The sequence below is a fragment of the Telluria sp. ZB4P36 genome (assembly GCF_059685865.1).
Genome location: NZ_JCASIE010000002.1, coordinates 69351 through 81631, shown reverse-complemented (window position 1 = coordinate 81631; position 12281 = coordinate 69351). Strand labels below are relative to the sequence as shown.

The window sequence follows — 12281 nt, the reverse complement described above, 5'->3', positions numbered from 1 at the left end:
CCGCGACGCGAGGAGCCAGCCAATGTCCAGCACCATCCCCGGCAGCACGCCGCAGGAAAGCCAGCGCATTCCCGTGGTCGAGGAGCAGTTGGCCGTTGGTACCCGCGTCGTCGACACCGGACGCGGCGTCCGGGTACACAAGACAGTCACCGAACAGCCGGTCACCATCGACGAGCGTCTCATGCGCGACGAGGTGGATGTGCGGCATGTGCCGGTAGACCGGATCGTCGCGCTGGAAGAGGCTCCAGCAACCCGCTACGAAGGCGACACGCTGGTGGTGCCGGTCCTCGAAGAAGTGCTGGTGGTCGAACGCCGCCTGCGCATCAAGGAAGAACTGCACATCACCCGCACCCGCCACGAAGAACGCTACCAGGACACCGTCCCGCTCAAGTCCGAGCAGGTCGACGTCGAGCGTTTCGACGAGGGCGGCAATGCGCCGACACCCTGACTCACCACCATGACGGAGGATCGACCATGCAACATACTCTGGTAGCTGTATTCGACAACCGCGCCGATGCACAGGGCGCGATGGATGAACTGCTCGCTTCAGGCTTCTCGCGCCAGGATGTACGGATGTCCGGCGACAGCACGACCGGCATGGCCGCCGGCACCACGACCACCACGGGCTCCGACACCGGGATCGGCAGCAGCATCAAGAACTTCTTCAGCGACCTGTTCAGCGATGACGACGACACCTCCCGGGTGAACCGCTACGAGGGCGCCATGTCGAGCGGCAAGCACGTCGTGACCCTGACCGCCGATACGCTGCCCGAAGTCGAGCGCGCCGCCGACATCGTCGAGCGCTTCGGCCCGGTGGACATCGACGAGCACTCGGACAACGTCGGCAAGATGGGCTCGAGCGGCGCCCTGCTGTCGGGCAGCCAGAGCGGCATGCAGTCGTATTCGACCTCGGCACAGTCGGCCTCGACCAAGCAACAGGGCAGCCTGACCGGCTCCTCGCTGCAGCGCGACACCGCGATGGAAACCGGCCGCACCGGCAGCACCCAGTCGATCCCGGTGGTCGAGGAGCAGCTCAGGGTCGGCAAGCGCGAAGTCCAGCGCGGCGGCGTGCGCATCTATTCGCGCGTGGTCGAAACGCCGGTCAACGAGAGCGTCAGCCTGCGCGAGGAACACGTGGACGTGCAGCGCCGTCCTGTGGACCGGCCGATCGGCGCGGCGGACGCCACCGCCTTCAAGGAGCAGACCATCGAGATGCGTGAAACGGCCGAGGAAGCGGTGGTCGAGAAGTCCGCCCGCATCGTCGAGGAGGTCACGGTCGGCAAGCAGGTCAACGAGCGCCAGCAGCAGATCCAGGACACCGTGCGCCACACCGAAGTCGACGTGCAGCGCCTGGACGGCAGCACGGGGCGCTCCGACCTGCGCGACGACGACAGCTACTACCGCAACCACTTCAATACCACCTACGGCGCGTCGGGCGGATCGTACGACGAGTATGCCCCGGCATACAGCTACGGCTCGCAGATGGCCAGCAGCGGCCGCTACACCGGGCGCCAGTGGGACGAAGTCGAATCCGACCTGCGCTCCGACTGGGATACCCGCTACGGCAGCGGCGGAGCGTCGACCTGGGAAAAGATGAAGGCCGCGGTTCGTCACGGCTGGGACCGCATGACGGGTGACACCCCGAGCGGCCGCAGCTACTGACGCGGGCCCGCGCGGCCGGTCCGAACGGCGCCTGCGGGCGCCGCTTTTATTGTCCGGGCAGCCGCGCGCGCGTACTGCCGCGATTGGAGTAATCTGGTCCCGTGCCAAGCGCGCCGCCACTCACCCTAACGGAGGAACGACCATGCAACATACTCTTGTAGCCGTGTTCGACAACCGGACCGACGCACAGAACGCAATGAACGAGTTGACGTCTTCGGGCTTCTCGCGCGACGAGGTCAAGCTCTCCAACTCCGATCCGACCGGCATGACCGACAGCGTCACCGGCCGCAGCGATACCCCGGCCGACGACCACGACACCGGCATCGGCGCTTCGATCAAGCACTTCTTCATCGACCTCTTCGGTGCGGACAACAGCGAGCACGCCAGCAGGTACGAAGGCGCGGTGACGCGCGGCCACCACGTCCTGACGGTGCGCGCCGAATCGCTGCCCGAGGTCGAGCGCGCGGCCGACATCGTCGAGCGCTACGGTCCGACCGACATCGACGAGCAGGCCTCCGGCAGCGATATCAGTATCTCGGAATCGGTGCGCATGAGCGGCGCCGGCGGCTTGCAGCAGAACAGCGGCATGTCGATGCAGTCCGGCAGCGGCGTCAACCAGCAGCTCGACAACCCGGGCGACCGCAAGATCTTCCAGCAGCAGTCGCTGCATCAGGCCGAGCCGATGGGCACCACCTACCAGGAGCCGCAGGGCCAGAGCGGCCTGAGCGCGACCGGCGGCACCTCGCTGCAGGGCTCGACGCTGCAGGAAAACTCGGTACAGGGCTCGTCGCTCGAGGGCACCCAGAACGACCGCGGCATCCGCAGCTCGGGCGGGCAGGGCGGCACCCTGCAAGGCTCCGCGCTGGAAGGTTCGGCGATCCAGGGCGGCGCCGGCGCATCGATGCAGCGCGATGCCGCCATGGGCGGTTCCTCGTCCGGCGGCATGCGCCAGGTCGAGACGCAGCGCGGCAAGTCGCGCATCTACTCGCCATCCGGGAGCAGCAGCCTGGCTACCGGCAGCAGCTTCCTTGGCGACGATGACGATTACTACCGCAACCACTTCCTCGCGAACTACAGTGGCGAGGACTACGAGCGCGTCAAGCCGGCCTATGCCTATGGGTCGGACATGGCGCGCAGCGACAAGTACCGTGGCCGCAAGTGGGACGAAGTGGAAAACGAGCTGCGCAGCGACTGGAGCACACGCAACGGGAATACCGCAGGCGACACCTGGGACCGGATGAAGGCGGCGGTTCGCCGCGGCTGGGACCGCATGACACTGGACCGCGACGATGACAGCTATTACCGCAGCCACTACGACCAGCACCTGAGCAGCTCGGACATCGACTACGACAGCGTCAAGCCGGCCTATTCCTATGGTTCCGAGATGCGCAAGAGCGAGCTCTACCGTAACCGCCCGTGGGACGACATCGAGGGCGACATGCGCAGGGGCTGGGACTCGCGCATCAGCACCGCGACCCACGGCGACACCTCGATCGGCGCCTGGGACCGGATGAAGGCCGCCGTCCGTCATGGCTGGGACCGCATGACCGACGATGACGACGACGACCGCGCCTACCGCAGCCACTGGAACGCCACCTACAGCACGGCCACCGACGCCGGCAGCTACGACGACTACAAGCCGGCCTACAGCTACGGCTCCGAGATGGCACGCAACGAGAAGTACCGGGGACGCCAGTGGGGCGAGGTGGAAAATGAGCTGCGGACCGACTGGGACAGCCGCTACGGCAGCGGCGGGCAGTCGACCTGGGAGAAGATGAAGTCGGCGGTGCGGCATGGGTGGGATCGGATGACCTCCTGATCCCGGCGCAGCAGCCAGCTGAAAAAAATCGGCGCCCTCGGGCGCCGATTTCACTTACACAGTGAGCAGCTCACTCCGCAAACGCCTGCACCGCCGGCGTGATCTTCACCGCTTCGGGACGAATCCCCAGCTTCATCGACCCTATCTGCCGGTCTTCATCCAGCAGCGCCTGCGGCTTCTGCGCGTCGTAGCTGATCGGCGAGAACGCATCGCTCACCAGTTTTTCCTTCAAGCCGGCCGCATCCTTGGTAATGATGACCACCGACAGGCTCTTGCTCGACAGGTGCTTGCGGATCGCCGCATTCACGTCCGCCACCGTCAGCTTGGCCAGGCCCTCGCGCATCATGCGCGTGAATTCCGGCGTGCGGTACCACTGGGAATCGAGCGCATAACCCAGTTGCTGGTCCTGGGTGGCCGTCATGACGAACACGTTCTTCATCAGGTAGCCGCGGGTGGTCTCGAAATCCTGCTGGGACAGGCCGTTCGCGATCAGTTTGTCGAGCTCGAACAGGGCGGCGCGCAGCGCGAAGTGGCCGTTCTGCGGCGCCACCGGACGGATCCAGACTTCGAACAGCTGCGCCTTGCGGCCCAGGTTCGGGTTCGGGAAGAACTGGAACATCCCGCGCGGGAAGGCTTCGATATAGGCATAGTCGCCATAGTTCATGCCGCGTTCCTCGCGGATGCGCTGGTACAGGCGCGCGCTCGAGGCGCGGTGCTCGCCGAGCCAGGTCTTGGCCATCCACAGGGCCGGGAAGTCCGGATGCGAGCGGGTGACTTCCAGCGGCAGGCCGAAGGAGATCGCGGTCGCGCGCGTGTTCTTCTCGATGATCTCGACGTCCAGGCCGTTCGGCATGCGGCCGCGGATGGCGGGCGTGGCCGGCAAGCCCATACCGCCAGGCAGGCGCGCCAGTGCGGTCTTGAGCGAGGCGACCATCGCCTCCGAGACGTCGCCCGAGATGCCGACCCGCACCGCGCCCTGACGATAGGCCTGGCGATAGAAGTTCTTCACGTCGTCCAGGGTGATCGCGTCGATCCCCTTGGCCGTGCCCAGGACCGGGTGGCCATAAGGCGTCCCGGCGAAGACGTTTGCCTGCAGCCTTTCTTTGCCGAACTCTTCCTCGTTGTTGTCCTTCAGGTCGAGATTCAGCGCGTTCTTCTGGGCATCCTTCAGGCGCCGGAAGTCTTCTTCGCGAAAGCCCGGGTCCACCAGCAGCGGCAGGGCGATGCCGAGGTACTGGTTCCAATTATCCTTGTGGGTCGAGCCCGTGAAGGTGGTCATCTCCTTGTCGGTCTGCTCGCTGAAGCTGCCGGCCAGCGGAAACAGGGCCTTGGTGACTTCATCGATCTTGCGCTCGCGCGACCCGCTCGATGCGACCATCGCCGCGGTCAGCGCCGCCAGGCCCTCCTTGCCCTTGGGGTCGTGGGCCGAGCCGGCGGCGAACAGCAGCTTGAAGCGGATCTGCGGCAGGGCCGACTTCTGCACCAGCACGTCGAATGTCGCCTCGCCGGCCTTCGGAGCAAGCTCCGCCAGCTTGGGCAGGGTAGCGATGGCCGCCGGCAGGGCTTCATGGGACAGGGTAGTGACCACCATCGACTCGTCCACCAGGTACTTGCGCGCCGCCGCCAGCAGGTCGGCCGGGGTCAGGCTGTCGACCACGCGGTAGTAGCGGTTCAGGGTGCCATACGAGCGGTCGAAGTGCACGTAGGAAGCCAGGGTCGAGGCGATCGCCTCGGTATTGTCCAGCGTGCGGATCAGGCCGTACTTGTTGGCGGACTTGGCGTCCGCCAGCGCACTCGCCGTCACCGGCTCCTCGCGCAGCTTCGCCACCGTCTGCAGGATGGCGTCGCGCACATAGAGCGCGTCAGCCGGGTTCTTGACGCGCGCTCCGATCGTGGCCAGGGTCGGGTCGACCCGGTTCGGCACGAAGTCGAACAGCTGGTCGACTTTCTGCTCGTCCTGCACCAGGCGCTTGTACAGCGTCGAGGTGCGCCCAAAAGAAAGCGACAGCAGCATCGACAGCGCCGCCTGGTCCTTTTGGGTTTCCGAGAAGGCCGGAGCGCGGAAGGCAACCGTCACCAGCGGCAGGGTCGGGGTCTGCCATGCCACGTGGCGGTACTGCGCGCCCTTCGGCGCCGCTTCGACCGGCACGTTCGACTTGAAGCTGCCGCGCTTCCACGCTCCCCAGTATTTCTCGACCATGGCCACCGCCTTGGCCGGTTCGACGTCGCCGGCGATGATGACGGTGGTGCGTTCCGGACGGTACCAGCGGTCGAAGAAGACCTTCGAGTACGCGTACTGGTTCGGCATGTCCTCGATGTCCTTCAGGAAGCCCATCGTGGTGTGGCGGTAGGTGTGGGTCGAGAACGCGGCTTCGCGCTGGGTCTCGAACAGCTTCTGCATCGGGTTGGCGCTGTTCTTGTTGTATTCGCCCAGCACGGCGCGCGACTCGGTCTTGAAGGCCTCGACGGGGTAGGACAGGTGCTGGAAGCGGTCGGCCTCGACCTTCAGCACGGTTTCCAGGTCTTCCTTGGCGAAGGTGGTGTAGTAGTTGGTCAGGTCGTCGCTGGTGTAGGCATTCTGGCGTGCGCCTGCCTTGGTGATGATTTCCTGGTACTTCTCCGGCGGGTAGGTCGGCGTGCCGCGGAACATCATGTGTTCGAAGAAGTGGGCGAAGCCCGACTTGCCCGGCTCGACTTCGTTGCGCGAGCCGGTCTGCACCGGGATGTGCACCGAGACCAGGCTCGGGAAGCCGGTCGGCACCACGATCACCTTCAGGCCGTTCGGCAGGGTTTTCTCGGTCGCCTTGAAGGGCAGGACGTCGGCGCTCCCGGTCGCCTTGGCCGCCGGGGCGGCTGCGGCTGCGGGCGCGAAGGCCAGCAGGGCCGCGGGGGCGAGGGCCGCGAGCGCGGTCCGCGGCAGGGTGAGTTTCAACACGTTCTCTCCTTTTTGGAATATTGCTATCCGCGAAGGATAGAATATTCGACAAGGAAAGAACAGCGGAATCAGGCATGCATACAGGCCTTGCGGCCAGTCGTTCAGGCCGCTTCGCTCAGGGGCAGGCTGATGCGGTTGCGGCCCATGTGCTTGGCGCGGTACAGGGCCGCGTCGGCGGTGGCGACCAGCTGGCTCGCATGGTTGTCGGGACCGGCGATGGCGGTGGCGGCGCCGATCGAGACCGTCACGTGGCGGGTGGGAGCGGTGGAGGGCAGCTGCAGCTGTTCGACCCGGCAGCGGATGCGCTCGGCAACGATGGCCGCGCCCTTGAGCGACTGGTTCGGCAGGATCACCGCGAATTCCTCGCCCCCATAGCGCGCCACCAGGTCGTTGGCGCGCATCTCGCTCGCCACCGCCCGCGCGATGCGTTTCAGGCATTCGTCGCCGCCGAGGTGGCCGTTGGCATCGTTGTAGGCCTTGAAGTTGTCGACGTCGACCATGAGCAGCGACAGCGGCTGCTGCTGGCGCTGCGCGCGCGCCCACTCGGCGTGCAGGGTGTCGTCGAAGCAGCGCCGGTTGGCCAGCCCGGTCAGGCCGTCGCGGGTGGCCAGCTGCTCGAGCGCCACCTGGGCCATCTTCTCGTCGGTGAGGTCGCGCAGGGTTTCGACCACGGCCGTCAGTTCGCCGTCGGCGCCAAAGATCGGACTGGCATCGGCGGCCAGGTAGCGCCGCCGGCCGGCGCGCGGCATGTCGAACCAGCTCTCGATGCACAGGCTGGTCGGCGAGCCTTCCGAGGCGCAGCGCGGCAGGATGCGGCGCACGTCGTCGACCCGGTTCTGGAGCACCAGGTCGGCCAGGGTAGGGCGCCTGTGCTCGTAGAAGCTGCGCCAATGGTCGCCCGTGCCCAATACTTCGTGGGCTGGCACGCCGGTCAGGAGTTCGCAGGCGCGGTTCCAGAGCATGACCCTGGCCTCGGTGTCGAGGACGAACACCGGAATCGACAGGGACGCCACCAGCTGCCCCACGAATGCCCCGTCCTTGACGAGTGCGGTCGGTGCAGGCGCGCTGGCGCTGGAGCTGTAATGGCTGATCATGATCGTCCTCTGCGGTTCCGGTGCGGCAGCCGGATTGGCTGCCGACAGGAAACGATTTTGCTACCGCGCAGGATCGACCTTCTTGATTTTCAGCAAGTTCATGCGGGGGCCGGCGTTCGCACCAGGGGCAGCGCGGCGCTGACGACCGTTCCCCCGCGCCGGCCCGGCAAGACGCTCAGGGTGCCGCCGAAGGCCTCGGTGCGCTCGCGCATGCCGCGGATGCCGCAGCCGAGGGCGTCCGGGTGATCGAGGGCCGCCGGGCCGATGCCGTCGTCCTCGACCTTCAGCAGCGCTTCGCCGGCCGATTCGACCAGGGTGACGCATACCATGGTGGCCTGGGAATGGCGGGCCACGTTCGACAGGGATTCCTGCAAGACGCGGAACAGCACGGCATCCAGCTCCTGGGCGCGCCGGCCGTCGTGGCCGGCGCCGTCGCTGCCGCCGTCGAAGCGGTAGTCCAGCCCGTGCAGGCGGGCGAAGTCGGCCAGGTGGTGTTCGACCGCCTGGCGCAGGCTTTGTCCGTTGGCGATCGGACGCAGGCCGGCCACGATCGAGCGCACCGAGCGGATCGCGGTGTCGAGGTTGGCAATCGCGGTGCTGAGCTTGTCGTGCACGGCGGGCGAGGTGCCGCGCATGGCAGCCTGCTGCAGCGCCAGTTCGACCCGCAGCGACAGCAGGCGATGGCCCAGTTCGTCGTGCAGGTCGCGGGCGATCCGGGAGCGCTCCGCCCCGCGCACGCTTTCCTGCTGGCGCACCAGGCGGCACAGCACCTCATGGCTGCCGGCCAGCGCATCTTCGGCGCCGGCGTGGGCGCCGCGCTCGGCATCCAGCTGCTGTTCCAGCGCCTGGCTGCGTTCCAGCGCCGCCCGCGAGCGGCGCTCCAGCAGGAGCGCCAGGCCGATTGCCGCCAGGGTCACGAGGGCGGCCGCGACGGTCTCGGGCGGGACGCCGCGCAGGGGCAGGGGGACCGGCATGGCCGCGGCGGTCGGCGCGGCGGCGGCCAGGCCGAGCAAGGTCGAGGCAAATCCTGAAATGCAGGCTAGGAAACTAGTAGGTTTATTCATGGTGTCCTTCTGACAGGCATTCGGAAGATTCCGTACGAAGGTACACCTGAGTCCTATAAGCAATATTGCTCATCCTCAATGCATGCGCGCCGGCCTGGCGCAGGCTATAATGGAAGGTTGACGAGAGGTTTACCGTGACTTACAGCATCAAAGAGATCTTCTACACCCTGCAGGGCGAAGGCGCCCATGCCGGGCGCCCGGCCGTGTTCTGCCGTTTTTCCGGGTGCAACCTGTGGACCGGCCGCGAAGCCGACCGCGCCAGCGCCGTCTGCACCTTCTGCGATACCGATTTCGTCGGTACCGACGGCGAGCGCGGGGGCAAGTTCCGCACGCCCGAACTGCTCGCGGCCGAGATCGACAGCTTGTGGCCGCAGACCCATGCCGCCAGCAAGTACGTCGTGTTCACCGGCGGCGAGCCGCTGCTGCAGCTGGACCGCCCGCTGATCGTCGCGCTGCACGCGCACGGCTTCACCATCGCGATCGAGACCAACGGCACCCTGCCGGTGCCGGAAGGCGTGGACTGGGTCTGCGTCAGCCCCAAGATGGGTTCCGATCTGGTGGTCGCGAAGGGCAACGAGATCAAGGTGGTCATCCCGCAGGCCGGCCAGGACCTGGCCGCCTACGAGGGGCTCGACTTCGAGAACTTCTACGTACAGCCGATGGACGGCCCGCTCGCCGCGCAGAATACCCGCCTGGCGATCGAGACCTGCCGCCGCAATCCCAAGTGGAAGCTCAGCCTCCAGACCCACAAACTGCTTCAGATTCCCTGATTCCGATGTTGACCATTACCCGCAAGCTGGAATTCGATGCCGGCCATCGCATTCCCGACCACAAGAGCCAGTGCCGCAACCTGCACGGCCACCGCTACACCCTCGAGCTCACCCTGACCGGCGAAGTCATCGATGTTGAAGGAAATTCCGACAACGGCATGATCATGGATTTCTCGGACGTCAAGACGCTGGCCAAACAGCATCTGGTTGACGTGTGGGACCATGCCTTCCTCGTGTACGAAAAGGATGACAAGGTCCGCGAATTCCTCGCCTCGCTGCCCGACCACAAGACCGTGGTAATCGACTGCATCCCGACGGTGGAAAACCTGGCGCGCGTCGCCTTCAACCTCCTCAAGACGGTCTTCACCGACCGCTACGGTACCGGCCTGCGCCTGCACAAGCTGGTGCTGCACGAAACCCCGAACTGCTGGGCTGAAATCACCGATGCCTGAACGGTATATGCAGCTGGCCCTGGACCAGGCGCGCCTGGCCTGGGCCGAGGGCGAGGTACCGGTGGGCGCGGTGGTGGTCAAGGACGGCGAAGTGATCGCGGTGGGCTATAACCAGCCGATCGGCCGCCACGACCCCACCGCCCACGCCGAGATCATCGCGCTGCGCGCGGCCGCCGAGAAACTCGGCAACTACCGCCTGCCGGGCTGTGAACTCTACGTCACCCTCGAACCCTGCGTCATGTGCTCGGGCGCGATGATGCACGCACGCCTGGCGCGCGTGGTGTACGCGGCGGTCGACCCCAAGACCGGCGCCGCCGGATCGGTGCTCAACCTGTTCGAAGAAGACCGGCTGAACCACCATACCGAGGTGACCGGCGGGGTGATGGCCGAGGAGGCGAGCAGCCTGCTCAAGGCCTTTTTCGCTGAGCGCCGCGCTGCCGCGCGCAAATTGCCGCCGTCAGACTAAGCCTACGCCTGCGCGAGCGCCCCGGTAGTGTCGAAAGTGCTATGCTGGCCGCATGCCGCCATGATGGCGAGCCAACCCATGCCCAGTAAGCTCGATGCTGCGCGCCCGCGCGCCCGACACCTTGCCATGCCCACGCTGAACGCCAATGGAATCCGCATCGCCTTCGACACCGCGGGCGACCCCAAGGCCCCGCCGCTGCTGCTGGTGCACGGCCTCGGCATGCAGCTGACCGCCTGGCCCGACGAATTCGTCGATGGCCTGGTCGAGCTCGGGTTCTACGTGATTCGTTTCGACAACCGCGACTGCGGCCTGTCCACCAAGTTCGAGCAGGCGGGCATGCCCAACCTGGGGCTGGCCTGGCTCAAATCGAAGCTCGGCTGGCCGCTGCGCGCTCCCTACCGCCTGGACGACATGGCCGAAGACGCGATCGGCGTGCTGTCGGCGCTGGGCGTGGCGCGCGCCCACGTGGCCGGGGTCTCGATGGGCGGCATGATCTGCCAGATCATGGCGGCCCGCTTTCCGCAGCGCATCCTGAGCCTGACCTCGATCATGTCGAGCAGCTGCCGGCGCGGGCTGCCCGGCACCGAGAACCGCATTCGCAAGCTGCTGGCGCGCCGTCCCGCCGACCCGGGCGACATCGAGAGCATCATCGACCACGGCGTCGCCCTGATGCGGGCGATCGGCAGCCCTTCTTATCCGACGCCCGACAAGGTCTTGCGCAAGCGCGTGGCACGGTCTGTACGCCGCAGCTATTGCCCAGGGGGCGTAGCGCGTCAGATGATGGCGATCGCCGCCTCCGGCGACCGCTGCGCCCAGCTGTCCACGATCACGGTCCCGTCGCTGGTGATCCACGGCGCCGCCGACCCGCTGGTGCCGCCCGCCTGCGGCGAAGACACGGCCAGCCGCATTCCCGGCGCCCGCCTCGAAATCATCGAGGGCATGGGCCACGATCTCCCGCCGCAGCTGCTCGAGCGGCTCACCGCCTTGATCGATGCCCACGCCAGGGGTAAGATGTTGCCAGACTCCACACCCCGCTTATTTGTCAAACAATAGTCGTCAAACAGTGATCACCCAACAAATCGGCATCGCCATCGTCGCCCCGGCGGGCCAGGCACTCGACCCCTGCGCGGTCGACCGCGGCATCGCCCGCCTCGAGGACCAGGGCTGCCTGGTCCACAATTACTACGACCACGCCAGCATCCACGAGCGCTTCGGCGGCACCGACCGGGGCCGCCTGGCCCAGCTGCAGGCGGCCATCGCCGATCCGGACGTGCAGATCGTCATGGCCCTGCGCGGCGGCTACGGCACGACGCGCCTGCTGCCGCAGATCGATTTCGAGGCGCTTGCGGCCAGCGGCAAGCTGGTGGTCGGCTTTTCCGACATCACGGCAATCCACATGGGCCTGATGGCACGCACCGGCGCGCTCAGCTATGCCGGGCCGATGATCGCGGGCGACTTCGGCGCCAGGGAGCCGGTCCGGTTCACGCTGGACGACTTCTGGCACTGCCTGCAGGGGCCGACGCATACGATTACCGAATGCGTTGCCGGCAACCCCGGCATCCAGGAAGAGGGGGCCGTCTGGGGCGGCAACCTGGCGATGATCACCTCGCTGCTGGGCACGCCTTACTTCCCGCGCATCGACGGCGGCATCCTGTATCTCGAAGACATAGGCGAGCACCCCTACCGGGTCGAGCGCATGCTGCTGCAGTTGCAGCATGCCGGCGTGCTCGAACGCCAGCGCGCGGTCGTGCTGGGCGACTTTTCCGGCTACACGCTGGGCGCCAACGACAATGGTTACGATTTCGACACCATGCTGGCCCACCTGCGCGCCACGCTGCCGGTTCCGGTCATCAAGGGCCTGAGCTTCGGCCACATCCCGCGCCGGGTGACCATCCCCTTCGGCGCCCAGGGCAGGCTGCTGTCCCATGCCGAGGGCTTCAGCCTCCAGCTGTCGGACTACCCGACCGTTCGCCGCGCTGCTACTAGCGCCTGAAGGAAACGGGGCCGGATTTCGCCCTG

The 12281-nt window shown here is 66.8% G+C and carries 11 protein-coding genes; 8 read left to right on the top strand and 3 right to left on the bottom strand.

What is annotated here, in order from left to right; genetic code table 11:
• The first annotated feature begins 22 nt into the window (after positions 1-22).
• The 3 genes from AC56LK_RS03180 to AC56LK_RS03170 all read left to right on the top strand — a co-directional run bounded on the left by AC56LK_RS03180 (position 23) and on the right by AC56LK_RS03170 (position 3481).
• Entirely contained in the window at positions 23-448 is a 426-nt protein-coding gene (locus tag AC56LK_RS03180) for a DUF2382 domain-containing protein (RefSeq protein ID WP_497183120.1), read from the top strand.
• Positions 449-474: 26 nt separating this feature from the next.
• Complete coding sequence (locus tag AC56LK_RS03175) at positions 475-1662, top strand: YsnF/AvaK domain-containing protein (protein ID WP_497183119.1); 1188 nt, start codon at positions 475-477, stop codon at positions 1660-1662.
• Positions 1663-1804: 142 nt separating this feature from the next.
• Positions 1805-3481: a general stress protein gene (locus tag AC56LK_RS03170; protein WP_497183118.1), complete on the top strand. Its 1677-nt coding sequence runs from the start codon at positions 1805-1807 to the stop codon at positions 3479-3481.
• A gap of 70 nt (positions 3482-3551) precedes the next feature.
• On the opposite strand, the gene AC56LK_RS03165 is transcribed toward AC56LK_RS03170, so the two are convergent.
• The 3 genes from AC56LK_RS03165 to AC56LK_RS03155 form a co-directional block, all read right to left on the bottom strand.
• Positions 3552-6416, bottom strand: a complete 2865-nt coding sequence (locus AC56LK_RS03165) for a M16 family metallopeptidase (protein WP_497183117.1) — start codon at positions 6414-6416, stop codon at positions 3552-3554.
• 101 nt (positions 6417-6517) lie between these two features.
• On the bottom strand, positions 6518-7510 hold the full coding sequence (locus AC56LK_RS03160) for a sensor domain-containing diguanylate cyclase (RefSeq protein WP_497183116.1): 993 nt from the start codon (positions 7508-7510) through the stop codon (positions 6518-6520).
• A 98-nt stretch (positions 7511-7608) separates the two neighbouring features.
• Entirely contained in the window at positions 7609-8574 is a 966-nt protein-coding gene (locus AC56LK_RS03155; protein WP_497183115.1) for a sensor histidine kinase, read from the bottom strand.
• A 134-nt stretch (positions 8575-8708) separates the two neighbouring features.
• Between AC56LK_RS03155 and queE the strand changes: the two genes are divergently transcribed.
• From queE to ldcA, 5 genes are all read left to right on the top strand, one after another.
• On the top strand, positions 8709-9344 hold the full coding sequence (gene queE, locus AC56LK_RS03150) for a 7-carboxy-7-deazaguanine synthase (protein WP_497183114.1): 636 nt from the start codon (positions 8709-8711) through the stop codon (positions 9342-9344).
• Positions 9345-9349: 5 nt separating this feature from the next.
• Positions 9350-9796, top strand: a complete 447-nt coding sequence (gene queD / locus AC56LK_RS03145; RefSeq protein WP_497183113.1) for a 6-carboxytetrahydropterin synthase QueD — start codon at positions 9350-9352, stop codon at positions 9794-9796.
• Entirely contained in the window at positions 9789-10262 is a 474-nt protein-coding gene (gene tadA, locus AC56LK_RS03140) for a tRNA adenosine(34) deaminase TadA (RefSeq protein ID WP_497183112.1), read from the top strand. The genes queD and tadA overlap by 8 nt, the downstream gene beginning before the upstream one ends.
• A 126-nt stretch (positions 10263-10388) precedes the next feature.
• On the top strand, positions 10389-11315 hold the full coding sequence (locus AC56LK_RS03135) for an alpha/beta fold hydrolase (RefSeq protein ID WP_497183111.1): 927 nt from the start codon (positions 10389-10391) through the stop codon (positions 11313-11315).
• Between the two features lie 10 nt (positions 11316-11325).
• Positions 11326-12255 (top strand): muramoyltetrapeptide carboxypeptidase, encoded by a 930-nt coding sequence (ldcA, locus tag AC56LK_RS03130; protein ID WP_497183110.1) that lies wholly within the window; start codon positions 11326-11328, stop codon positions 12253-12255.
• Positions 12256-12281 lie beyond the last annotated feature (26 nt).